This is a genomic window from Pseudomonas sp. IT-P4, from assembly GCF_949767755.1.
GTDB lineage: Bacteria > Pseudomonadota > Gammaproteobacteria > Pseudomonadales > Pseudomonadaceae > Aquipseudomonas > Aquipseudomonas monachiensis.
In genome coordinates this window covers 565,118-587,126 of the sequence record NZ_CATKPX010000034.1, presented here as the reverse complement: position 1 = coordinate 587,126, position 22,009 = coordinate 565,118, and the positions used below count along the sequence as shown (strand labels likewise).

At 61.3% G+C, this 22,009-nt stretch carries 22 protein-coding genes; 10 read left to right on the top strand and 12 right to left on the bottom strand.

What is annotated here, in order from left to right; translation table 11 throughout:
- The first annotated feature begins 1 nt into the window (after position 1).
- Positions 2 to 856 carry a MaoC family dehydratase gene (locus ACM6IT_RS15965; RefSeq protein WP_414914284.1) on the top strand — a complete coding sequence of 285 codons (855 nt, stop codon included), beginning with the start codon at positions 2 to 4 and terminating at the stop codon, positions 854 to 856.
- 526 nt (positions 857 to 1,382) lie between these two features.
- Here ACM6IT_RS15965 and ACM6IT_RS15960 read toward each other — a convergent pair.
- A complete protein-coding gene (locus ACM6IT_RS15960) occupies positions 1,383 to 1,796 on the bottom strand; it encodes a response regulator (protein WP_414914282.1) in 414 nt (137 codons plus the stop codon).
- Positions 1,797 to 1,863: 67 nt separating this feature from the next.
- The gene (locus tag ACM6IT_RS15955; RefSeq protein ID WP_414918312.1) at positions 1,864 to 2,073 is read right to left on the bottom strand and encodes a Flp family type IVb pilin; all 210 of its coding nucleotides are present in this window, start codon (positions 2,071 to 2,073) and stop codon (positions 1,864 to 1,866) included.
- A 322-nt stretch (positions 2,074 to 2,395) separates the two neighbouring features.
- Between ACM6IT_RS15955 and cpaB the strand changes: the two genes are divergently transcribed.
- The 5 genes from cpaB to ACM6IT_RS15930 all read left to right on the top strand — a co-directional run bounded on the left by cpaB (position 2,396) and on the right by ACM6IT_RS15930 (position 7,717).
- Entirely contained in the window at positions 2,396 to 3,343 is a 948-nt protein-coding gene (gene cpaB, locus ACM6IT_RS15950) for a Flp pilus assembly protein CpaB (RefSeq protein ID WP_414918311.1), read from the top strand.
- Between the two features lie 119 nt (positions 3,344 to 3,462).
- Positions 3,463 to 4,653 (top strand): AAA family ATPase, encoded by a 1,191-nt coding sequence (locus ACM6IT_RS15945; RefSeq protein WP_414914279.1) that lies wholly within the window; start codon positions 3,463 to 3,465, stop codon positions 4,651 to 4,653.
- Positions 4,650 to 5,930, top strand: a complete 1,281-nt coding sequence (locus ACM6IT_RS15940) for a CpaF family protein (RefSeq protein WP_414918310.1) — start codon at positions 4,650 to 4,652, stop codon at positions 5,928 to 5,930. The genes ACM6IT_RS15945 and ACM6IT_RS15940 overlap by 4 nt, the downstream gene beginning before the upstream one ends.
- 9 nt (positions 5,931 to 5,939) lie before the next feature.
- Complete coding sequence (locus ACM6IT_RS15935) at positions 5,940 to 6,824, top strand: type II secretion system F family protein (protein WP_409078602.1); 885 nt, start codon at positions 5,940 to 5,942, stop codon at positions 6,822 to 6,824.
- Positions 6,825 to 6,826: 2 nt separating this feature from the next.
- On the top strand, positions 6,827 to 7,717 hold the full coding sequence (locus ACM6IT_RS15930; RefSeq protein WP_056725246.1) for a type II secretion system F family protein: 891 nt from the start codon (positions 6,827 to 6,829) through the stop codon (positions 7,715 to 7,717).
- Here ACM6IT_RS15930 and ACM6IT_RS15925 read toward each other — a convergent pair.
- The 3 genes from ACM6IT_RS15925 to ACM6IT_RS15915 all read right to left on the bottom strand — a co-directional run bounded on the left by ACM6IT_RS15925 (position 7,714) and on the right by ACM6IT_RS15915 (position 10,196).
- Positions 7,714 to 8,070 carry a DUF6124 family protein gene (locus tag ACM6IT_RS15925; RefSeq protein ID WP_414918309.1) on the bottom strand — a complete coding sequence of 119 codons (357 nt, stop codon included), beginning with the start codon at positions 8,068 to 8,070 and terminating at the stop codon, positions 7,714 to 7,716. The genes ACM6IT_RS15930 and ACM6IT_RS15925 overlap by 4 nt on opposite strands.
- A 767-nt stretch (positions 8,071 to 8,837) precedes the next feature.
- Positions 8,838 to 9,611 carry a response regulator transcription factor gene (locus ACM6IT_RS15920; RefSeq protein WP_223541698.1) on the bottom strand — a complete coding sequence of 258 codons (774 nt, stop codon included), beginning with the start codon at positions 9,609 to 9,611 and terminating at the stop codon, positions 8,838 to 8,840.
- Between the two features lie 114 nt (positions 9,612 to 9,725).
- Positions 9,726 to 10,196 carry a prepilin peptidase gene (locus ACM6IT_RS15915; protein WP_056725252.1) on the bottom strand — a complete coding sequence of 157 codons (471 nt, stop codon included), beginning with the start codon at positions 10,194 to 10,196 and terminating at the stop codon, positions 9,726 to 9,728.
- Positions 10,197 to 10,271: 75 nt separating this feature from the next.
- On the opposite strand from ACM6IT_RS15915, the gene ACM6IT_RS15910 reads away from it, so the two are divergent.
- On the top strand, positions 10,272 to 10,712 hold the full coding sequence (locus ACM6IT_RS15910; protein ID WP_056725254.1) for a TadE/TadG family type IV pilus assembly protein: 441 nt from the start codon (positions 10,272 to 10,274) through the stop codon (positions 10,710 to 10,712).
- Entirely contained in the window at positions 10,709 to 13,450 is a 2,742-nt protein-coding gene (locus tag ACM6IT_RS15905) for an ATP-binding protein (protein ID WP_414918308.1), read from the top strand. Before ACM6IT_RS15910 ends, ACM6IT_RS15905 begins: the two co-directional genes overlap by 4 nt.
- On the opposite strand, the gene ACM6IT_RS15900 is transcribed toward ACM6IT_RS15905, so the two are convergent.
- The 5 genes from ACM6IT_RS15900 to ACM6IT_RS15880 form a co-directional block, all read right to left on the bottom strand.
- Positions 13,447 to 15,429 (bottom strand): pilus assembly protein TadG-related protein, encoded by a 1,983-nt coding sequence (locus tag ACM6IT_RS15900; RefSeq protein ID WP_414918307.1) that lies wholly within the window; start codon positions 15,427 to 15,429, stop codon positions 13,447 to 13,449. The genes ACM6IT_RS15905 and ACM6IT_RS15900 overlap by 4 nt on opposite strands.
- 147 nt (positions 15,430 to 15,576) lie before the next feature.
- The gene (locus tag ACM6IT_RS15895) at positions 15,577 to 16,140 is read right to left on the bottom strand and encodes a DUF4136 domain-containing protein (RefSeq protein ID WP_056725261.1); all 564 of its coding nucleotides are present in this window, start codon (positions 16,138 to 16,140) and stop codon (positions 15,577 to 15,579) included.
- Between the two features lie 56 nt (positions 16,141 to 16,196).
- Positions 16,197 to 16,805, bottom strand: a complete 609-nt coding sequence (locus ACM6IT_RS15890) for a DUF4136 domain-containing protein (RefSeq protein WP_056725263.1) — start codon at positions 16,803 to 16,805, stop codon at positions 16,197 to 16,199.
- Positions 16,806 to 16,817: 12 nt separating this feature from the next.
- Complete coding sequence (locus ACM6IT_RS15885; RefSeq protein WP_056725266.1) at positions 16,818 to 17,567, bottom strand: methyltransferase domain-containing protein; 750 nt, start codon at positions 17,565 to 17,567, stop codon at positions 16,818 to 16,820.
- Positions 17,567 to 17,869 carry a MazG-like family protein gene (locus ACM6IT_RS15880; RefSeq protein WP_085727452.1) on the bottom strand — a complete coding sequence of 101 codons (303 nt, stop codon included), beginning with the start codon at positions 17,867 to 17,869 and terminating at the stop codon, positions 17,567 to 17,569. The genes ACM6IT_RS15885 and ACM6IT_RS15880 overlap by 1 nt, the downstream gene beginning before the upstream one ends.
- A gap of 156 nt (positions 17,870 to 18,025) precedes the next feature.
- Here ACM6IT_RS15880 and ACM6IT_RS15875 point away from each other — a divergent pair, with 156 nt between their 5' ends.
- The gene (locus ACM6IT_RS15875) at positions 18,026 to 18,319 is read left to right on the top strand and encodes a hypothetical protein (protein ID WP_056725270.1); all 294 of its coding nucleotides are present in this window, start codon (positions 18,026 to 18,028) and stop codon (positions 18,317 to 18,319) included.
- A gap of 97 nt (positions 18,320 to 18,416) precedes the next feature.
- The gene (locus ACM6IT_RS15870) at positions 18,417 to 19,766 is read left to right on the top strand and encodes an MATE family efflux transporter (protein ID WP_223541701.1); all 1,350 of its coding nucleotides are present in this window, start codon (positions 18,417 to 18,419) and stop codon (positions 19,764 to 19,766) included.
- A 32-nt stretch (positions 19,767 to 19,798) separates the two neighbouring features.
- Here ACM6IT_RS15870 and ACM6IT_RS15865 read toward each other — a convergent pair whose 3' ends face one another.
- Together ACM6IT_RS15865 and ACM6IT_RS15860 are read right to left on the bottom strand one after the other, a co-directional pair.
- A complete protein-coding gene (locus ACM6IT_RS15865; RefSeq protein WP_414914271.1) occupies positions 19,799 to 20,599 on the bottom strand; it encodes a DUF4123 domain-containing protein in 801 nt (266 codons plus the stop codon).
- Positions 20,596 to 21,915: a type VI secretion system Vgr family protein gene (locus ACM6IT_RS15860; RefSeq protein WP_414918306.1), complete on the bottom strand. Its 1,320-nt coding sequence runs from the start codon at positions 21,913 to 21,915 to the stop codon at positions 20,596 to 20,598. The genes ACM6IT_RS15865 and ACM6IT_RS15860 overlap by 4 nt, the downstream gene beginning before the upstream one ends.
- Positions 21,916 to 22,009: the final 94 nt, after the last annotated feature.

The window sequence follows — 22,009 nt, the reverse complement described above, 5'->3', positions numbered from 1 at the left end:
GATGATCACCGACTGGCACACACTCAACCGCGAACCCGGCCTGCCGGGGTTGTACGCACGAGCGGCGACACGGCGCAAAATCACTGGCAGCCACCTGCCCGATTCGGGGTTGCGTTGCTGGGTCGAAGTCGATCCCAAGCGCCTGGCGGCCTATCGCAAGGTCTGTGGTTTCGCCGACAACGGCCTGCTGCCGCCGACCTACCCGCACATCCTCGGGTTTGCCTTGCAGATGCAACTGCTCACAGCCAGGGACTTCCCGTTCCCGCTGTTGGGTCTGATTCACCTGAGCAACCGCATTCGTGTACTGCGCCCCATGGGCGGGGTGAGTCGGGTGCGCGTCAGCGTGCAAGTGCAGAACCTGCTACCCCACGCCAAAGGCGCAACGTTCGATTTGCTGACCACACTCGACGATCAGTTGGGCCCGCTGTGGGAAGCAGAAAGCCGGATGCTCTGTCGCGGCGTCAAACTCGAGGGCGAACCGCTCGAAGAGAGCCTGGTACCGAGCCTGGCCCTGAGCGAAGTCGAGCACTGGAAAGCGCCCTCGGACATCGGCCGGCAATACGCCAAGGTGTCCGGCGACTACAACCCGATTCACCTGAGCGCGGCCAGCGCCCGACTCTTCGGCTTCCCGACCGCCATCGCCCATGGCCTGTGGAACAAGGCGCGCACCCTGGCTGCGCTGGCCGGGCATCTGCCTGTGGCGAATGTCGAGATCGAAGTGCAGTTCAAGAAGCCGGTACGGCTGCCCAGTGAAATGACGTTGCTGGCCAGTACGCCGGGGCCGAGTGGGGACTTTCAATTGGTGGGTCTCGGGGAGCTGGAGCATATGGTCGGGCATTGGCGACCGGTGGCCTGAACGGCTGATATTCATGGTGAGGAAGCGTGCTCCTGATGGGCTGCGTACACTCAGATAATCAGGTCGCTTTCAGGCCGCCTTCGCGAGCAAGTCGGATCGCCACACCGCCGCTCCCACAGAAGAGCAAAGGCAGGTCGGCGTACACCCACGCTCTTCACCACTCATCAGGCCGAGCGTTAGCTCGCCTGCAGCTTTTGATCTTGATCCACCCGCCCCCTCGGGAGGCTGAGCGGAGGTGTTCATCCGGGAATTGGCGCGCAGCGCCGTTCGACGCAGTCGAACTCATTGCATGTAGGTCGAAGCGAAGCCGACCGGAGGGCAATGCCCCCGGATGAATACCGCAGCGAAGGAACCCCGAGCCTTAGCGAGGGGCCGTACGTAAGGGGCGAGCGTTTTTTGCTTACTTTTTTAGGCGCTTGTAAAAAAGTGAGTCGCCGTAAGGGCGAAACCGCCAGCCGCCGTTACCGCAGAAATGGATATGTACTCAACCCAAACCACCAACATGGTCGGCCCAGAGGCCGCCAAGTCAACGCTTGACCAGATAAACCTGCGGCTGAGGAAACAGATTATTGAGCGTCTCCAACAACCGCACGTGATAAATCGGCTTGCGAAAAAGATCCAGCACCTGCAAGCGCAACATGTCACTGACATCATCCATGCCCGCATGCCCCGACATCACAATCACCGGCAAATGCTGGCGCGACGTATGCTCGCGCAAGCGCTTGATCAACGACATGCCGCTCTCCTCCGGCATGCGCAAATCGGTGATCACCAAAGCGATATCGGGATGCCGGGTCAGATGCTGCAGCGCGAGCTTGACCGAAGTGGCCGTAAAGCAGTTGAACCCCTCACCCTCCAGCAACTCAGCCAACTCAAGCAATGCGTCCTCTTCGTCATCCACCAGAAGCAACTGTTGGCGTGGCTGTGCGAGAGTGTTCATGAGGTAACACCTGCAATGGACGAAGCGCTGATGTTAGTACCCGATTTCAGCATTTCCGATGCCTTAATCAGGAACTAGGGACCAGTGCAGTCCTGATATTGCCGAACACCGTCCTAATATCATCCCCAACGCCCGAACTGAGCCCGGCGATAACCACCGCGACCATGGCAGCGATAACCGCGTACTCAATACCTGAAGCCCCCTCGGTATCCTTGATCAAGCCTTTGTAATATGCGATTTCGGCAGCGACCTTAAAAACAAGCGTGGAAAAAGACATGGCATTTCTCCTGGACGACGACGGGTGTTGCACGGACGCAACATGATTCCCCAGTGCCAGCACCAGCATTGTCGGCATTCCCAGGCCCAACAACTGTAAATACGCATTAATACGAAAGCATTAACCGTTTCGTTGACGTCAAAAACAGGTCGTTTTATCGCAACTTTGCACTTCCGTTAGATATTTTCCCCGCACTAATGGCATTTTGCTCTACCTGCGCTACGGTCAAATAGCGAAATAGTTCCATGTTCATAGCTGCCTGATTGCGAAGTTGTCTCGTTGGACTTGACGAGGTTTGCGCAGCAGGAAAGGGAGAGCCTTCATGAACAGCCGTGTCACTCTGGGCCTCGCCGGACTGTTTCTGGTCGGCGCCATCATTACCGGCTACTGGGGACTCTCATTGAGTCGCCAACCGGCCCCCGAGGCCGTTGCCCAATCCACCGCCAATGCACCGCTGGCCATCCCACAGGCACCTCTGTCGGCAAATGACCCGACCCGCCATCCGGTGGTCGTGCTGGTCAACGATGTCGCGCCATATACCCCGGTCACCCCCGCCGATGTCGTCCTGGAACAGTTGCACACCGCCCCGGTCGGCAGCCTGACCAGCCTCGACCAGGCGATTGGCCGTACCCCCTGGCGCGCCCTCACCGCCGGCAGCTGGCTCAACGACGAAAGCTTCGAAGCCGGCAGCAAGCTGTCGCGGATGATCCGCCCCAATGAGCGCGCCCTCGCGGTCGCCACAGACGAAGTGGTCATAGTCGGCGGGCAACTGACGCCGGGGGACTATGTCGATGTGCTGCTGTTCCTGCGCATGGACACCCTCAATCCTCAGCCAACGGCTCAACTCGTAGTGCCGGCCTTGCGGGTGCTCGGGGTCGGCGAGCAATTGGGGTTGACCAACGACGGCCAGCCTTCCAGCCCGGCGCGCAACGCCGATGAAAAACTCAAACAGGATCAATCCCGCGCCGCGGCGCGGACCGTGTTGCTCGCCGTTCCTGAACAACTGGTGAGCCGCCTGATGCTCGCGACCCAGGCCGGCGTGCTGCGCCTGGCCGTGCGTAGCGCCGATGAAAAACGCCTGGCGCGCTACTGGGCCGGCGACAGCGGCTCTGCCGCCAACCTGGCCAATGCCAACCGCGAGTTGTTGCAATTCAGCCAACTGGCCATGACCGGGCCACCCAAACCTGTCACTACCAGTCCTGGCGCCGCGCCGCGCAAGCAGAGCGTGGAAGTCATTCGCGGTAACGAGATCACCCAACAAACACCCTGAGTCGAGCAAGGATGCCTTTCCATGCGCAGACCTTTTACGCCACTGTTCAACGGCTTGATCCGGGCCAATTTGCTCGGCGGCCTGCCGGCGAGTGCGGTATCACGTAGCGAGTTACCGCAATGAGCCAGAACCTGAGTCAAACCTTCCTCGCGATCACACGCAACAGTACCGACCTGGAATGGCTGCAAGGTGCCCTTGCGCCCTTGGGCCAAGTGGTCAGCGCCGGTGGCGGCAGCCTCGACGAACTGTTGGCACTGGTGGACGTGACCTGCGCCAGCCTGGTGTTCATCGGCCTGGACCGCGACCACGTGGTCACCCAAAGCGCGTTGATCGAAAGCGCACTGGAAGCCAAACCGATGCTGGCGATCGTCGCGCTGGGCGACGGCATGGACAACCAGCTTGTACTCAATGCGATGCGCGCCGGGGCCAGGGACTTCGTGGCCTATGGTTCACGCTCAAGTGAAGTCGCGGGGCTGGTGCGACGCCTGAGCAAACGCCTGCCCGCTGTCGCGCCGAACACGCACCTTGGCCGCCTGACCGTGCTGTATGGCGTGCAGAGCAGCGCCGACGGCGCGTTGCTGGCCACACACATGGCGCAAGTGGTGCAAAAAAGCGGTCAGCACACGCTGCTGCTGGACCTTGGATTACCCCGGGGCGATAGCCTGGCGCTGCTGGGCCTTGAAAGCTCGTTTCATTTCGGCGATGCATTGCGCCACTTGCGACGCCTGGACGCGACACTGATCGACAGCGCCTTCACCAGTTGCGAAGCCGGGCTGCGCATCCTCGCCTACGCCAGTGGCGATGAACCGCTGGAACACACCAGCGCCGCCGAGCTGTACATGTTGCTCAGCGCCCTGCGCCAACACTTCCAGCACATCGTGGTAAACCTCACCGGCCAACCCGACAGTGAGGCGCTGCGCACCTTCGTCAGCCATTGCGACAAACTGCTGTGGTACACCGACCAGAACGTGCTCGACTGCCGCCGCAACCTCACGGTGCTCAACTTGTGGCGCGAAAAAGGCATGAAGCTCGATCACGCCAGACTGCTCGTGGACCGCTACCTGCGCAGCGTCGCACCGGACTCCGACACCCTGGGCAAGACGTTCGGCCTGGAGATCATCGCCACCCTCGCCTACAGCCCGGAAGTGCGGCTCAACGCCAAGAACCAGGGCCTGACCTTGTTCGAACTGGCCCCACGCGAGGGCCTCACCCAGGGCCTGCGCGCCCTCGGCGAGCGCCTGGCCAAGCATTCCGAAGGCCTGGCCAAACCCAAGACCGGCTGGTTCAACCGCTTGAGGGGCGCACAATGAGCAGTGAAAAACTCTTCGGTTCCCCCCATCGCGGCGCAGTCGGCAACACCGACCACGAAGGCCTGAAACTGGTGCTGCACCGCTACATCATCGACGCCATCGAAGAGTCGGGGAAAAACCTGCTGGAGGGTTCGCGCCAGGCGCTGTCGCAGTTCGTGATCGACAAGGTGGCCGAGTACATCGCGCGTTTGCACCTGGCGATTTCCCGCTATGAAATGGAGCGCCTGGCCGAAGAGATCGTCGACGAACTCACCGGTTTCGGCCCTCTGGAAGTACTGCTGCGCGACCCGACGGTGACCGAGATTCTGGTCAACGGGCCGCACCGGGTATTTGTCGAACGCGAAGGCTTGCTGCACTTGAGTGACCTGCGCTTTATCGATTCGCACCACGTCGAACGTGTCATGCAACGGATTCTCGCGCCCCTGGGTCGACGTCTCGATGAGTCCTCGCCCATGGTCGACGCGCGCCTGCCGGACGGCAGCAGGGTCAACGCCATCATTCCGCCAATTGCCCTCGATGGCCCGTGCCTGTCGATCCGAAAGTTCCGCCAGGACATGCTCAAAAGCTCCGACCTGATCGCGATGCAAACCATCGATCACGGGATCTTCGAATTCATTCATGAAGCCGTGGGCAAGCGCTGCAACATCCTGATCAGCGGCGGCACCGGCACCGGCAAGACCACGCTGCTGAACATTCTCAGCCAGTTGATCAACCCCCACGAACGACTGGTCACCATCGAAGACGTCGCCGAACTGCAACTGGGCCACCCTCACGTCGTGCGCCTGGAAACCCGTCCACCGAATGCCGAAGGCCATGGCGAAGTGAAAGCCAGCGACCTGATTCGCAACGCCCTGCGGATGCGCCCGGACCGGATCATCCTCGGTGAGATTCGCGGCGTCGAAGTGGTCGATGTGCTGACCGCGATGAACACCGGCCACGACGGTTCGATGAGTACCGTACACGCCAACAACGCCCAGGATGCACTGCTGCGCCTGGAAACCCTGGTGGGCTTGACCGGCCGCAGCATCGCCGAACGCACCCTGCGACAAATGATCTGCGCGGCGCTCGACGTGGTCATCCAGCTCACGCGCCTGCCCGACGGTCGCCGCTGCGTCAGTGAAGTGGTGGAAGTCGTTGGTGTGCGCGACGACGTGTATGTCACCAACACACTGTTCCGTTTCGACCGCCACACCGGATTTGGTTTCCTGCGCGAAGCCGTGAACCCGGCTGGCGACAAATTGCGCCGGGACTCGGCGCTGTCTCCCTCGGCGTACTGAGGTCACGGCATGCTCAAACCGGCGCTGCTCATCCTCGTTTGCCTGATCTTTCTCGGCCTGGCGCTGCGCCTGCTCTATAGCGGCTTGCGCCAGACCGGCAACGAACGGATTCTGGGACGCCTGAACCAGGGACAACCGCTTCGGGCCGTGCAGAAGTCATCATGGGCGGGCCTTGAGCGGGCGTTCCTGCGTGCCGGTCTCGGACGCCCCACCGAACGCCTGGGCCAATGGCTGGTGTTCTGGATACTCGGGGTGCTGCTGGGGATTGCCCTGGGTGGCTGGATCGGCGCGCTACTGGCGCTGCTGGTGCCTCCGGTGGTGCTACGACTATTCGTCAGCTGGCGTTATCAGCGTCGCCTCAGTCGCATGATCGACCAACTGCCGATGCTGCTCGACCATGCCGTACGCAGCCTGAAGTCCGGGCGAACCCTGGCCGATGCCGTGCTCGGCGCCATCGATGCGGCCGAACACCCGCTGAAAAATGCGATGGGCCGGATTCAACGCAATGTGCAACTGGGGGTCAGCCTGGCAGACGCCGCTTCGGACTTCGCCGAACTGTACGAAAAAGACGAACTACGCCTGCTCGCACTCGGCTTGAAGGTCAACCACCACTACGGCGGCAATGCCAGTGAGCTGTTGGAAAACCTGATCAAGATGATCCGCGAGCGCGAGCAAGCGGCTCGCCAGTTGAAGGCCATGACCGGCGAAACCCGCATCACCGCCGTGGTCCTGGCCCTGCTGCCGGTTTCGGTCGCTGGCTACTTTCTACTCACCAATCCAACCTACCTGCTTTCCATGTGGCACGACAGCTCGGGGCAAATCATGCTGGCGAGTGCCTTCGGATTTCAGGTATTCGGTTGCCTGGCGCTTTGGCGCATGTTGCGTAGCCTATGAATATGACGATGCTCTTGCTGGTGAGCGCACTGCTGCTTTTCGGGGCTGCGCTGTTGTTGCTCAGCGCCTTGCTGGACCAAAGCCGACGGGCACGCCAAGTGGCCCAGCGCCTGGATGGCAAGGCGCCCGGTGATAGCCACCTCACCCAACTGCTGCATGCCCTGGGTGCCAGTCGGCTGGGGCAGCAGTCGGTCAAAATGGACAACGAAACCCAGGCCCTGCTCAACCGCCTGGGCTGGCGCAGCGTACGCCAACGCTCGCTGTTCGCCGCCTTGCAGGTGGGTGTGCCGATGTTGGCGCTGTCCTTGTGCCTGCTGATCCAGGGGCTGTTCTTCCCGAATGTGGAGAACCACTGGATCGCCCCGATGCTCGCCACCAGCGCCGGCTATCTGTTGCCCAAGCGCTGGCTGGCCGCCGCCGCACAGCGTCGGCAAAAACAACTGGCCACCGAAACCTCGACCTTCATTGCACTGCTGCGCACCCTGTTCGAATCCGGCATGGCGGTGGAGCAATCCCTGCGTGTGCTGAGCCAGGAGGGCAGGCAGTTGCTGCCCGTCCTGACCCATGAACTGCGCCTGATTCTGACCCGCGTCGACTCCGGCCTGGAACTGGGCGAAGAGTTGAACAAGACCACCCGCTTGCTTGCGGTAGACGAGTTCACCGACACCTGCGTGATCCTTCAACAATTGATCCATCAGGGTGGCGGCGCGATGAAATCCCTGCTGGCGCTCAAACAGTTGCTCGACGACCGACGCCTGACGCGCCTGCAGGAATACATCTCCAAAATGTCCGCCAAAATGTCCGTGGTGATGATGCTGTTTCTCTTCCCGGCGTTATTGATCGTCCTGGCCGGCCCGGGCTTCACGGCCCTGGCCAGGTCCTTTGGGCACTAATCCTGCGGATCGAGATTATCCAGCGCCCGATTCACCGCCAGCTCACCCAGCATGATCACCTGCGCAATCCCCAGCATCGTATTGCGCTGCGAGCCCTGCAGAAACCCAGCGAAATCACTCGCCATCACACTCGCCGACGCCAGTGACTCACAGGCGTGGGCCAGCAGGGTTTCGGTGTCGATATTCGGGGCGACGACGAACATCGTGCCGCGCTTGTGGGGAACAGGTTGCCTGGGTGGATTGAGGTAGTGATCGAGGGCGCGGTCGGCGGCTTCGTGGAGTTTGTTTGAGTGGGGGGACTGGTAGGGGGAAACGTCGTCGGTTTCGGGGGGATTTGGGGTGGGTTTGATCATGGTGAAGCTCCATTCTTGGATTTGGAGTTCGCCATCACTGCGACCAAGCAGATGGGTGGCGAACCGTACGCAGGTTGGTCGACCAGGGAATGGAAACCCGGCAGGGCCAGGGCCCTCCCACGCACGGCTCGCCATTAAGCAAGCACAAAAATGCCGCTCGCGCGGCACTGTGCGCCATTCTAAACCCGGGCGACCAAACCCGATCACTGATTTTGCAGCGACCGACAAAGGCTAGAGATCTCGCTTCCGACGGACAACCTGAAAAGCGTGTCGGAGATTTCCCAGGGGTTTGAGGAAAACTACACAGGAATGTGTTGGCTGAAAGGACGTCATCGCGGGCAAGCCCGCTCCCACAGAAAGGCAAAGACAGGTCGGCGTACACCGCGTCGCTCTTCACCACTCATCAGGCCGAGCGTTAGCTCGCCTGCAGCTCTTGATCTTGATCCACCCGCCCCCTCGGAAGGCTGAGTGGAGGTGTTTATCCGGGGATTGGCGCGCAGCGCCGTTCGACGCAGTCGAACTCATTGCATGTAGGTCGAAGCGAAGCCGACCGGAGGGCAATGCCCCCGGATGAATACCGCAGCGAAGGAACCCCGAGCCTTAGCGAGGGGCCGTACGTAAGGGGCGAGCGTTTTTTGCTTACTTTTTTAGGCGCTTGTAAAAAAGTGAGTCGCCGTAAGGGCGAAACCGCCAGCCGCCGTTACCAAAGAAACGGATATGTACACAACCCAAACCACCAGCATGGTCGGCCCAGAGGCCGCCAAGCCTCAGTGCGCCGTAACCCGCTGCCGCCCCACGGTCCCACTGGGCGACAAGGCCAACGCCAACTGCGTCCGATTATGCATATGCGTCAACCGCAACACCTGCGACACATACAACTTCACCGTGTTCTCGGTAATCCCCAACTCACAGGCAATCTGATAATTGGTCTGCCCCTTGCCCACCAACCGCGCCACGTCCAGTTGCCGCGGTGACAGCTGATTGAAAATCGCCGGAACCTCCACCGCATCACCATCAGCGACACCCGCGTCAGCCGCATGCGGCCCACGCCGAACCTTGTCCAGATCCTGGTACAGATCATCGATCGACTCGGACAGATACTGCAGCTTCTGATTCAAATGCCCCAACTGCAGGTTCTTGTGCCTCTCCTGCAAGGCCACTTCCTGCCGCTGCAAACCCTCGAACAACTCATCCAGATCGATCGGCTTCTGATAATAGTCGGCAACGCCAGCGCGCAGGGCCTTGATCACATCCTGCTTGTCGGCACACCCGGTGAGCATGATCGCCTCGAACGCCCGGTGCTTGCCCGATAGCCGCTGCAACTCCTGCATCAGTTCAATACCGTCCATGCCGGGCATGTGAAGGTCCAGTAGCACCAGGCCGATATCGAGGTCTTCGTTGAAACGCTCGATCGCCTGATAGCCCGATTCGCAGGGAACACAACGGTAACCTTTGCCCTCCAGAAATTCGCAAAGCTCTTCAACGATCAATGGCGCATCGTCGACCACAAGGACTTTTACTGCCGAAGTAAACTTGCTCACGAGTAACTCCCTGTCAGGTCAAAGGTTGACCCGTCCCTCAGCGACAGCCAGCGGCTGTACAACTTCTGTCTGAAAAGTAGACGTAGTTTGCGGCTATGTACACAAAAGGGTCAGCTAGCGGAACCAGGCAAATGTCAGAATCAGCCCCACCAGCACGAAGGGTGCAAATGGCTGCTTCCTTGACAGTTCAGGTGCCATGTAAAAAAGATGGGTTCTAAGCCCTTGACCCATATGAAGCCAGACTCTTGGCGCCAGCAGCAGCCAGAAAACGCTGGCCAATCCGGCGCCAATAAACGTGCCGAGCACGTGCATACCGTCCGTCGCAAGAGCCAGGGCGGCCATGAGTTTCACGTCGGCGCCACCCATTCGCTTCATGGCATAGCCCGGTAGCGTGAAGCCCAGGGCCAACAAAAAGGCCCAGCCACCCTGTTGTGCCTCGGCACCCAGCCAGGTCGTGCCGCTCCACAGCAACCATGCCAGGGCCAGGGCACCGCCGCCCAGGGTGAGGCCGTTGGCGATGTGCCGTTGCCGGGCATCCTGTGCGGCGCACAGCGCCAGCCAGATCAGTAGGACAAAGCTCTGCATTCGGTAAAAAACGTCCGTTTTGGCTGAATGATTCTATGCTGACATTACTCAGTGTTGGTCAGGGTAGACGCACTCATGAAAGCCAGCCTCCCCCACAAACAAAAAGGTGCCGCCGCAATTGAATTCGCCTTGGTGTTCATCATTTTTTTTGGCGTGTTCTACGGCATCATCAGCTACAGCCTGCCGCTGCTGTTGATGCAGTCATTCAACCAGTCAACCGCCGAAGCCGTACGCCGCAGCGTGGCACTGGACCCGGCCACCCCGGGTTACAGTGCCGCGCTGATCGCCCGCGCCAAGACGGAGCTGACCACGCAAACGGCCTGGATTGCGCCGGCCCTGAACTTCAATGTCGCCACTGATGCCACCGTCACTTATGTGGGCGGCTTGCTGACAGTGCGTATCAGTTACCCCACCAATAAAATCAGCGCCGTCATCCCGTTCCTGAACCTGCCCGGCATCGGTCAGGTACCCAATCTGCCGGCGACCCTCACGGCCAGTGCGAGCCTGCAATTTTGAGTGCCGGGGACAAATTGTTCGGGCGCCTGCTCCACCGACACCCGCCGCCGCCACCGGAGCCGCCGGAGGCACTGCAGGTGCACAGCTTCGGATTGCAGATGCAGCTCAATGCCGAGGGGCGTGTCGTTCAATTGAGCGGTCCGCTGCGGCACTTGCTGGCCCAGCATCCCCCCAGCGCACAGGCACCGCACCTGCTCGACTTCCTGTTGCCCCACAGCAGCCTCGTCATCGAAGGCTCGCCAGCGGACTGGCAGGGACAAACCCTGGACCTGGACTTCTGCAGCCTCAACGGTCCGTCGCTACATTTGCGCGGCTGGGTGCAACCCTTGGCCGATGCCTGGCTGTTGCAGATGCTGGACATCGGTGACTTGCTGCTCGAACGCCGGCAATCGCGCAACCGCGAACAATGCCAGGTGCTGGCGCTGCAAATCGCCGGACAGTTGCGCCTGTGTAGCCTGACTCGCCTGCCCGAGATGCTGGCCGAACAACTGCAAAGCCTGGCCCAGCGCTTTCAGATCCCGTGCATTGCCCTGGCCTTGCTCGATGAGCAGGAACAGGGTTGGCAAATTTACCAGCACTACGCGGCCCTCGATGCAGCGCAACTTTGGCAAAACGGTCAACGCCTGGGCACGGGGCTGGACAGTCTGAGCGGCTCCGCACCGCAGCACCTGACCCCGCGCGAACACCCGCGCCTGCAGGGCACGTTCGGCAATACCGATGGCTTCGCCGTGCCTTATCACGATGCGCAAGGGGTGGTTGCCTGGTTGCTGTGCGGTTTCTTCACGGCGCAACAACGCGCCCCCGATGTCACGGAACGCGACTGGCTGCAAATCACCGCCGCGCTCGCCAGCCCCTTGCTCGGGCGCCTGCGCGAGCATCGGCATCATCTGCAACTGGAACGCCTGGAATCGCTGCAAGCCTTGCTGGGAACAGGCTGGTGGGAAGTCTTCAGCGACAGCGACGAGGTTCAGTTGGCGCCTTCGCTGGTCACCACCCTGAACCTTGGAACATCGCGTTTATCCGTGCAGGACTGGCTCGAACAGGTGTATCCCGTCGACCGTGAAGAGCTGCGCATGCGCCTGAAAGACTTGCAGACGCAGGGCATTCCCCTGCTGCTGTGTGTGCGCCTGTATCGCCCCTACAATGCGCCCGAACCCATCTGGTATCGCCTGCAAGGCCAGGCCTTGGGCGCGGGGAAAAACCGTCGGCTGGTGGGTTTCATGCTCGACATCAGCGACATAAAGAACCAGGAGCAGATCGCCGCCGCCGCCCGCGCACGCCTGGACAATCTGATCGCCAGCTCTCCGGCGGTGATTTACGTACAGCGCTATGTCGAAGGTGTGTTGCAACCGGTGTTCTTCAGCGACAGCCTGTTGCCACTGCTCGGCTGGACCCTCGCCGACTGTGCGCCCGGGGCGTTGGTTGAACGGGTACATCCCGACGACCGCCAGCAGTATTTCGAGCGCACGCGGCTGTTGCTGCGTGAAGGCTCGGTGCGCGCCCGCTATCGGTTGCGCGACAGTCGCGGCGACTATCACTGGCTGCTGGACGAAGCGAAGTTGTTGCGCAACGACCTCGGCTTGCCGGTGGAAGCCGTGGGCCTGTGGCTGGACATCACCGAAGCGACCCTGGCCACTGAACAGGTCAGGCAGAGTGAAGAACGCTACCGGATTCTGGTGGAAGACTCGCCGGCGATGATCTGCCGCTACCAGCCGGATCTGACGCTGACCTTCGGCAACCGCCCGTTGGCCACCTACCTGGAATTGGCGCCCGAGCAATTGCCGGGGATGAATCTGGGCAACTGGATGTCCAGGGAACAGCGCGAGGCATTCACTCGACGGCTGGACCAGTTGAGCCCCGAGTTTCCGGTCAGTACCGCCGAGATCAACCTGCAACTGCCCGGCCGCGAACACGCCTGGTGGGTCTGGTCCGATCGCGGGGTGTTCGATGAACAGGGCCGGTTGCTCGAGATCCAGGCCGTGGGGCGCGACAACACCGAGGTGCGGCGCTCGCAGCAGCAGCTCACACAAAGCGCGAAAATGGCCACCCTCGGTGAAATGGCCACCGGCCTGGCCCATGAGATCAACCAGCCGCTGAACGTCATGCGCATGGCCATCGTCAACGTACTCAAGCGCCTCAATAACGGTGATGTACAGGTCGATTACCTGATCGACAAGCTCACTCGCATCGACACCCAGGTGCAGCGCGCCGCGCGGGTGGTGGACCACATGCGGGTATTCGGCCGCCGTTCGGAAATCGAGCAGCAGCCATTCAACCCGGCCAAGGCCATCGAAGGCACGCTGGCGCTGTTGTCCGAAGGAATGCGCGGCAAAGGCGTCGACCTGCGCATCAGCGAGACCGGTTTTGAAGTGCTGGTGCGCGGCTACGTCGATCAGCTTGAGCAGGTGCTGATCAACCTGATGGTCAACGCCCGTGATGCATTGCTCGGCAAGCGCGAGGCCAACCCCGATTTCAAACCGTGGATTTCGCTGTATACCGAACGGGATACGCACTCGGTACGCCTGTGGGTCGAGGACAACGGCGGCGGTATCGACCCGCGTTTGCTGGAGCGGATTTTCGAGCCGTTCTTCACCACCAAACCGGTGGGTGTCGGCACCGGTCTGGGGCTCTCGGTAAGCTACGGCATCGTCGAGCACATGGGCGGAAAACTGAGCGTGCAAAACACCAGCGAAGGTGCGCGTTTCTGCATCGAACTGCCGATTGTGACGCCGGACTAGATCACCAGCACCGCTCGACCCGAATGACAACTGAGGTTGGCACCCACTTCGACTTTGTTCAGGTCGATCCCCAGGCTCGCCAGCAACGTATTGATCAGCGTATCCAGTAACGGGCTGAGTACCGTATTGATCGCATTGACCAACGCAGTCGTGACCTCACTCAAAATACTGCCCAAGCCTCCCACGATGCTGCCCGACGGCCCATACATGTTCACACCAAGGTTACTCACAGTGGTGTTCAGGCTGTTGACGATGTTGGTCGTGGTAAAGGCGTAGTAAAACGGTGGCTGATTGATCTCCGGCAGGTTGGCAGCCGCCGGTGCGGAATAGACGTGGGGGATGTTGGCATTTTGGGCAACCGCGGTGTTGACCATGAGATCGATGCTGCCGCCAACACCGGGCTGATGGTTGTAGCAGGTCAGGGACAGGATCAGCAGCCGCTTGCAGGTCTGCACGCCGATGTCGATGACCTTCAGGGGATTGACGTGGTTGCTGGGTGGAACAGTGGGTGAGCCAAACACATCGGCGGGATTGATCTGCCCGATCTTCAAACCGATCAGCGTGGTGGTGGTGCTGGTCGTCAGGCTTTTGTTCGTCGTACTCACACAACTGTAAGCCGTGACATAACTCCAGGCACCGGCCGCCTCCAGGGCCACGTCGATGCGTATCGGAGGTGGCAACAGCTTGATTTCCGGCGTGTCGCACGGCACGAGCACCGCGCAGGTCAATTCGTTGACAACGCCCACCAGGTCCCAATCAAACAATGAGTTCAGGATATTGGCCAGGGGTGAAGCGAGATCGATGACAGCGTTGACCAGAGGCGTGATGGTGTCCAGCACGGGCAGGTTGATCGACAACAACGTCTTGACCTGAGCCGTGCGTACATAGATGCGGTTGGGGCCCAAAGGGGCCAATGCCGCGTTTTTCGGATTGCCGATGGCCGACAGTTGCGGGGGCTCCATCACCTGCACCCGTGCCGTGATCTGCGCCAGGCCAGCGATGTTGATCGGCAAGGTCGCGACCGCGGCATTCTTCTTGTTGGCCAGTTGTACAAACCCTTCAATCAGATCGAAGGCTTTGAGGTTCACGGCAAGGGTCGAAATGTCGGTGCCGCTTTCAACATGCAACATGTTACCCAGCACAACGGACGTCGTACCCGCTGCCACCTTCAACGCTTGCAGGCTGACAATGGTTGCAGATGCTCCAAGTGTGCCGTTGGGGTCCAGTACGTTGATGGCGGTCTGGATCAACTGGCTGACATTGATCGTATTACCCAGTACCTGATCGTAGCCACCCGCAGTCAGGCCGAGATCGATTTTCAACCGGTTGAGGTAGCCGAGCAGGCTGATGTCGGTATTGACCAACCCGTTCCAGCCCGCCGCACTGATACTGACGTTGCCTCCCAGCAACCCTCCGAAAAGCAGACTGGTAATGGCGGCCTTGCTGGTATCAAAGGTCAGGACCGCACTGCGGATCGTCAATGAAGCCAGGGGAGGCGGCAACGCAGCGACCGCCGTAGCGCTCAGCGTCAGCGTTGAGCCCGCCGGTGCGCCGCCGGCCAACGCGCCGATGCCGCCGGCAATACTCTGTTGCACGACATGGCTGGCAATAACCCGGATAGCCTCGCTTTTGCTTGGGTCGGCAGCGAATACCCGAAGGTTGTTGGCATCCAGGGTCAGCGCACCACACGCCACAGCCAATACGCGTCCAGTGGAGGGAATGGCGAAACCATTTCGTTGCGCGCTGGCCGTGGCATAGGTGTTAGCGGTTGAGCCGCCGGAACAGTCTCCCCCCCTGGTGGCAGCCTCAAGGGCGGCCATGTCTGCCACGCGCTGCAAACTGCGTTTTTCCAGATACAGCCTGCCGGTATCGACCACCAACAACATGAATGCCAACGCCAGAGTCAGGGTCAATGCAGCCATCAAGCCGATCGCCCCCCGTTGCCGGGCCGGGCCGCAAAACTGCAGGCGGGGAGACATGGCGCACTCCTTTGCCGGCGCACGGCCGGGCGCAACCTCCGTTGGTGAAAAGCAGTGTAGACAAGGGCGGCCGAGACTGCTGGCAACTTGCCATTTCAGGCAATAAAAAACCCCTGTGAGGCACAGGGGTTCAGGGGCTGACTGATTCTAGGATGCGTGCGGTGGGTAGTTAGCCAATATCCGCGTGACCGTTTCCCAGATGGCATCGCGACGATCGGTCGGGTTCGGCGTGCGGCTGAGTATCTGTTCGTCACTGCCACGCCACACCAGCTTGCCGTCCTTGCCATCGAGCAGGTCGATCTGGATGGTCGCCACTTTGTAGCTGACGTTGCGGGTTTCGTTATACATGGGGGCGCCGTAGTAGCCATACCACGGGTTACCCCAGCCGCCGCCGTAATTGGTGGTCACCTGTTGTTGCCGCTCTTCGACAATCAGGTAGGTCTGTACATTCAAATCGCCCTTGGCGCCTGCGGCGGCCGGGCGCAGACCGCGCTGATCCAGTTGATCGGCAACCGCCTGACGGACGCGCTGTTCGGTCAGGTCGCTCTTGATCCGTGGATCATCGGGACGGTATTGCAGGGCGGGTTCTTTCCAGGTCCAGCTGCGATAGGCAGCAAAGTCGCGGCTGGCGTCGAAGTCATGATTGACCTGGTTGGCGGCGCAGGCACTGAGTAGCGCGGCCACTGCCAGTAAAACAAAACGGCGGAACATGATGAGTCTCCGGTTGAAGGCATGATCCTGCGAAATGCTTCTTATTCGACAAGAAGCTAACTGGGAGGATACGCCGACATTGCCTTTTCCACAGCCTGCCGTATGGCATCGGCCCGCTCACTTTCGCTGCCCCGGTTGCCGGTTTCAGCGCTGGCGCTCCACACCGGCTGGCCGCTCCTGGCGTCATACATATCCACCTGAACCACTACGACTTGCTCCTGATAGGTACGAACGACCGGTACAGTGGCGTACCCGCCATATCCAGGGCCATAGCCGTTGTAGCCACCATAACCGCCGCCGTAATAGTCGTCCTGAACCTGGCGCAAGCGGGTTTCCATCCGCAGGTCGGCGCTGACAAACAGGTCGGCCGGTCGATTATCGTGCAGCGGGCGCAAGCCGCGTTGATCCAGCGCATTGCTGACCGCTTCGGCGATCTGCGCCGAATCGGCCCAGGCGGTGCCCGGTGGCAAATGCCCGTCGAGCCACGCCCAACTGCGGTAGCGCCCATAGTCACGGGGGGCTGCCGGGTAAGCGCTGCGGTCAAAGGTCTTGGCGGCCTGGGGCGGCGCCGGTGGCAATGGGTTGGACGTGGCGACATAGGGGTTGCTGCCCTGACAGGCCGCCAGCCCCAGGCAGAACACCAGCACACCTGAATGACTTTTCATTGCGTGCTCCGATCAGACAGGCCGACAGATCCAGTGCAAATATCGCCCAAGCCCGGCAAAGCCCGGATGACGACGGTGGGCCAGTTCCATTTCCAGCAGGTCCGCCAGCTCGGCGCGGGCCTGGAACTCCACTGGCATGTAATCGTGGAAAACCCGCACGCCACTCATGGTTTCGACCTTCCACAGACCTTCAAGTTGCGCCGCCAGCTCGCGCGGATCAAGGGGCTGTTGCGGGGTCAGGCTCTGCTTTTCGCCGGCCATGTCGTTCTTGCGCATCTTGCGGAAATGGCCCTTGAGCAAGTTGCGATAAATCAGCGCGTCGCGGTTGTAGAACGCCAGGGACAGCCAGCCGTCGGCCTTGGTCAGTTGATGCAGCACCGGCAGGATGGCGTGGGGTTCGGCCAGCCATTCCAGCACGGCGTGGCACAGCACCAGGTCGTAGGGTTCGGTGAGCTGCCCGAGCAGCTCCTGCCACGGCGCCTGAATGAACGTGGCGCTCTGCCCGGCTTCGGCAAAGCGCTGGCGGGCGCCTTCAAGCATCGGTTCGGCAGGCTCGGCGAGGGTCACCTGATGGCCGCGCTGGGCCAGCCACAACGACATGTGGCCAAGGCCGGCGCCGATATCCAGCACGCGCAGCGGCCGGTCGGGCAGGATTTCGGTCAGGTCGGCCTGCAAAACCGCGAGCCGGATCGCACCTTTGGCGCCACCATAGATTTTTTCGGCGAAACGGGTCGCCAGTTGATCGAAATGACGGTCGCTCATCAGCTGAACCTCCGTTCGCTGTCCGCCAGTTTGCTGCGCACCACGGCATCCATGTCCAGGCCCAGCTCGCTGCACAACAGCAACAGATAAAGCACGATGTCACCGACTTCCTGCCCGGCGTGGGCGAGTTTGTCCGCCGGTAACTGGCGTGACTGGTCTTCGGTCAGCCACTGGAAAATTTCCACCAGCTCGGACATTTCCACGCTCGCGGCCATGGCCAGGTTTTTCGGGCTGTGAAATTGCCGCCAGTCATTGCGGTCACGGATGGCGTGCAGGCGTTCGGTCAGTTCAACAAGGTTCATCGGGCTCTCCTGAAGGCGTATAGCTTCGGGGGGATCACAGGTGAAGGCAAGGGGCAGAAGGTGCACGCTCTGCGTGCAACCCTCTATGCTTGTGGGAACTCGGCAGCATGATCGACAGCCCAAGACTCAATTCTCTTTAATCAGGACGTTCACTCCATGCAGGTAGAAGGTTTTTCCGAATGGCTCGGCCAGGTACTCGGCTCGATCATCCGCTTCATCGTTGATGCCCTCAGCGGGCTGTTCAATCTGTTGAGCAACGCCAGCAGCAATTTTGTCGAAGGCCTGTCCCAGGCGCTGGGCATGGATACCTCGGTCATCAGCATCGTGACCTTGATCCTCGGGCTGATACTGCTGTGGTCGGCGATCCGCGCCTTTCTCAATGCATCGTTCATCATGGGGATCATCTGGTTGGTGCTGGGGCTTTGGTTGCTCAGCTGGATCATCCACTGACACCACTGGACACCTGTGGGAGCAAACCCGCTCCCACATTTGATCGCGGTTTGCTCTCGATGTGCCGCTACAATGCCCGCTCCTCCAAGGAGCCTGCATGTCCAACCTGACCGCCGACTGGCGCGACCGCCCTACCCATCGCCGGGTCTGGGCGCTCGCTGCGCCGATGATTCTTTCAAACATTTCCGTACCGCTGGTGGCATTGGTCGACAGCACCGTCATCGGTCACCTGCCTCATGCCCACCAACTCGGCGCCGTCGCGGTCGGGGCCAGTCTGTACACCTTCCTCGCCTGGGCCATGGGCTTTCTGCGCATGGGCTCCACCGGGTTCGCCGCCCAGGCGGCCGGGCGCGGGGATGGCGCGGCCTTGCGGCAGATTCTCTTGCAGGGCCTGCTGCTCGCCATTGGCCTGGCCGTGGTCCTGGGGGCGGTGGGCGTGCCTTTGAGCGGGGTCGCGTTGCACTTCATGCAACCGTCGGCGGAGCTCGATCAACTGACCCGCGAGTTCTTCCACACCCGCCTGTTCGGCCTGCCGGCAGCGCTCGCCAGTTATGCACTGGTCGGCTGGTTTCTCGGCACCCAGAACGCCCGGGCGCCCCTGGCGATTCTGCTGAGCACCAACCTGGTCAACATTGCCCTGAACCTGTGGTTCGTCCTCGGCCTGGAATGGGGCGTGGTCGGTGCGGCCCGGGCCTCGGTGATTGCCGAATGGACCGGTGCACTGATTGGCTTGCTGATGACCCGCAAAGCCCTGCGCGCCTACCCCGGCCATATCGTCTGGGCAGCATTGGCGCTGTGGCAGAGTTGGCGGCCACTGCTGGCGGTCAACCGCGACATCTTCATCCGCAGCCTGGCGCTGCAATCGGTGTTCTTCCTGATCACGGTGCAAGGCGCACGACTGGGCGACGCCACGGTCGCGGCCAACGCTCTTTTGCTCAATGGTCTGCTGCTGACCGCCCACGCCCTCGATGGCCTGGCCCACGCCGTCGAAGCCCTGTGCGGACATGCGCTTGGCGCCCGTGACCGCGATGCCCTGCGCCGTTCATTGGTGGTGGCCGGTGGCTGGTCGTTGCTGGCAAGCCTGGGCTTTGCCGCGCTGTTTCTGTTCGCCGGGCATCTGTTCATCGAGATGCAGACCGACATTCAAAGTGTGCGCGACACCGCCTTCATCTATCTGCCCTACCTCGCCGTACTGCCGCTGATTGCCGTCTGGAGTTACCTGCTCGACGGCCTGTTCATCGGCGCCACCCGCGCCCGGGAAATGCGCAACGGCATGCTGCTCACCGTGGCGCTGGTAGTGCCCTTCGGCTGGGCACTGCAAGGCGGAGGCAACCATGGCCTGTGGATAACCTTTCTGTTGTTCATGCTGTTGCGCAGCCTGACCCTCGGCGTGATCGCCTGGCGCCTGCGCCGAAACGATGGCTGGTTCGCCGGCGGCATTCACTGATCGGGCGCGGCCCCGGCAATCAATTTCGGCCCTCACGGCCAGGGTGGATCGTTCTGCCACAGCCGACGCAGGCTATCGAGTCGCTCCTGTTGAGTCCCGCCCGGCAGCGGCTGCACGGGCACGGCATCGGGATGCTGCAGGCGTAGCCATATCCAGCCATCAAGTACCGGGCGCTCGCTGAAAGCCAGCGCCAGCCCTTCCTGCACATAGGTCCACAGACGAAGGAAATCGACACCGGTGGATCGGCTCCAGCGCCAGGCATGCTGTTCGAGCAGGCAGGTTTGCAGTTTTTCCTGCTGCCCGGCGCTTAGACTTTCCTCGACGGCCAACGGGCTGACCGCCAACCCCGGGTTGGACAAGCGCTGCCAGCCCTGACATCCCATCGCGCGGTCGCCCCAACTACCGCCGAACCAGCGTAACTGGTGGATAGGCCCTAGCCAGCGACTCAGCTCAACGGCATCGCAGGCATCGAAAAAATAGCTGGCCGTGATTGGGTTGTAGTAATTCAAAAGGGCCCGGTGCAGACCAAGCGTGACCGTGAGCATGCGTCGCAAATGCGCCAGCAACAACGCAGTGCCGGCTTCACTGTGCATCAGCAATCCGGGCCAGCGTTGTCCGTCGACGAAGCATAAATCGGCCAGTGCCGGGCAGGTGTGCAGATCGACCAGGACCGGCCCCTGTTCATGCAGCGCATGCCACTCCGTACCTTCGAACAACCCGAAGCATCGGGCCTGGGCAAACATCTGCCGAAGTGTGACACCCGCCTGCGGCGTGCCCGGCACATCCAGCAACAGCCACTGCGGGGGCGCCTCGGGCGTGCATGTGGCGATCATGCTCCAGAGCTCTGGCCAAGCTGCGTCGCCAGACGACAGGTACACAAAGCCTGTGCGCAATGGTTGAAACTGCCGCCACCGGGTAGCAGGCACAACATCAGCAACGGCTCCCCCGAACGCAACCATTGCTCCACGCCCTCATGATGGGTGCAGCCCGGCTCGGGGGTGACAGCGTCCACAGCTTCAACCGTTGCCGGCGCATGCAGCACCCCGGTTATCTGCGGTTGATCGGGATCGCCCTCGAAAAAACTCACGACCAGCTCAGTTCCTTCCCGCAACGGCGATAACGTCGAGGCCTGCAACTGCCTGGCCAGGGGCAGCCAACAATGACTGGGCGCCGCACCTTCGCCCTGATAAAGCCAGTCGAATTGCACCGGTACCGGCCTTGCCGGGTCGGGGCCGGGCTCATCGACCTCGACCACCCACGCCCGTTGCGGGCCATGCATCCTTGGTTGGACCGTCGCACAGGGCGGCTCGATGGGTGCCGGCCACTGCAGGGTACGGGCCTGATTGTAGTAGGGCGTCGTCGTATCCTGGCTGCCCCAATGCTCAACGTGGGTCAGCAACCAGAGCCGATTGCAATCGGCAGCCGGGTGACCGGACAACGGCATCAACCGACCGCTGCGCAAGGTCGTCAGATCCGTCCGGCATTCGGCACTCTGCAGCGCTGTCCCACCGCGGCGCTGGCGTTCGAAATGCCGCACCGCCGGCCGTTCGCCTTCGCCGCGCAATACCGCAGGTTCGCCGGTTGGGAAATGCTGCCGGTCATCACCAAACACCACACAGTGCCCGCGAGCCCCGTGTTCGAAGTGGTAGTGAAGCCCTTCCCGGGCGCACAGTCGCTGGAGAAATTGCAGGTCTGACTCTCGATATTGCGTGCAAAAATCCCGGGGTGGGTATTCGCCGCTTAGTTCCAGGCGTCGATCCATGCCGGTAATGCCGTGCTCCTTGAGCACCTGGTCGAGGATTTGTGGCACTGAACGGGCGCTGAAGATTCGTTGGCTGAAACGCTGGGCCAGGCACGCCAGTCTTGGCCCCAGGCGCACCTGACAGAGCCGGGGTGCCGAGGCGTGATCGCGCTGGACGATTTCATGCAATTGTCCATGCACGTGACTTTCGGCTGGCCCGAAATGCAGGGAGGCCGGGCGGTACAGCAAACTGGCAAGGTCAAGCTCCGGGTCATCGATCAGCAGATTCAGGTCGAACACGAACGGCTCGCTGATGGCTTCTCTGCCGGTAAAGGCCAGGACCTCTAAGGAGTCGGGCAGACCTGCTACATCCAGACGAAATGAAGGTTCGCTGACTGGATTGAACATCGGCGTTTCTCTACAGGAGGGGCGGCCGGGGATTCTCGCTGAGAGACATGGCCGAGTAGAGTGCCGAAATACAAATTAGGAAATAACCTACGCG

Excerpts from the sequence above, each read along its gene's own strand:
- ACM6IT_RS15865 (WP_414914271.1), bottom strand. The coding sequence starts at position 20,599 with ATGATCGCCACATGCACGCCCGAGGCGCCCCCGCAGTGGCTGTTGCTG.
- ACM6IT_RS15925 (WP_414918309.1), bottom strand. The coding sequence starts at position 8,070 with ATGATCAAACCCACCCCAAATCCCCCCGAAACCGACGACGTTTCCCCC.
- ACM6IT_RS15910 (WP_056725254.1), top strand. The coding sequence starts at position 10,272 with ATGAAAGCCAGCCTCCCCCACAAACAAAAAGGTGCCGCCGCAATTGAA.
- ACM6IT_RS15960 (WP_414914282.1), bottom strand. The coding sequence starts at position 1,796 with ATGAACACTCTCGCACAGCCACGCCAACAGTTGCTTCTGGTGGATGAC.
- ACM6IT_RS15935 (WP_409078602.1), top strand. The coding sequence starts at position 5,940 with ATGCTCAAACCGGCGCTGCTCATCCTCGTTTGCCTGATCTTTCTCGGC.
- ACM6IT_RS15945 (WP_414914279.1), top strand. The coding sequence starts at position 3,463 with ATGAGCCAGAACCTGAGTCAAACCTTCCTCGCGATCACACGCAACAGT.
- ACM6IT_RS15890 (WP_056725263.1), bottom strand. The coding sequence starts at position 16,805 with ATGAAAAGTCATTCAGGTGTGCTGGTGTTCTGCCTGGGGCTGGCGGCC.
- ACM6IT_RS15860 (WP_414918306.1), bottom strand. The coding sequence starts at position 21,915 with ATGTTCAATCCAGTCAGCGAACCTTCATTTCGTCTGGATGTAGCAGGT.
- ACM6IT_RS15880 (WP_085727452.1), bottom strand. The coding sequence starts at position 17,869 with ATGAACCTTGTTGAACTGACCGAACGCCTGCACGCCATCCGTGACCGC.
- ACM6IT_RS15955 (WP_414918312.1), bottom strand. The coding sequence starts at position 2,073 with ATGTCTTTTTCCACGCTTGTTTTTAAGGTCGCTGCCGAAATCGCATAT.
- ACM6IT_RS15885 (WP_056725266.1), bottom strand. The coding sequence starts at position 17,567 with ATGAGCGACCGTCATTTCGATCAACTGGCGACCCGTTTCGCCGAAAAA.
- ACM6IT_RS15930 (WP_056725246.1), top strand. The coding sequence starts at position 6,827 with ATGACGATGCTCTTGCTGGTGAGCGCACTGCTGCTTTTCGGGGCTGCG.
- ACM6IT_RS15875 (WP_056725270.1), top strand. The coding sequence starts at position 18,026 with ATGCAGGTAGAAGGTTTTTCCGAATGGCTCGGCCAGGTACTCGGCTCG.
- ACM6IT_RS15895 (WP_056725261.1), bottom strand. The coding sequence starts at position 16,140 with ATGTTCCGCCGTTTTGTTTTACTGGCAGTGGCCGCGCTACTCAGTGCC.
- ACM6IT_RS15900 (WP_414918307.1), bottom strand. The coding sequence starts at position 15,429 with ATGTCTCCCCGCCTGCAGTTTTGCGGCCCGGCCCGGCAACGGGGGGCG.
- ACM6IT_RS15915 (WP_056725252.1), bottom strand. The coding sequence starts at position 10,196 with ATGCAGAGCTTTGTCCTACTGATCTGGCTGGCGCTGTGCGCCGCACAG.
- ACM6IT_RS15965 (WP_414914284.1), top strand. The coding sequence starts at position 2 with ATGATCACCGACTGGCACACACTCAACCGCGAACCCGGCCTGCCGGGG.
- ACM6IT_RS15940 (WP_414918310.1), top strand. The coding sequence starts at position 4,650 with ATGAGCAGTGAAAAACTCTTCGGTTCCCCCCATCGCGGCGCAGTCGGC.
- ACM6IT_RS15870 (WP_223541701.1), top strand. The coding sequence starts at position 18,417 with ATGTCCAACCTGACCGCCGACTGGCGCGACCGCCCTACCCATCGCCGG.
- cpaB (WP_414918311.1), top strand. The coding sequence starts at position 2,396 with ATGAACAGCCGTGTCACTCTGGGCCTCGCCGGACTGTTTCTGGTCGGC.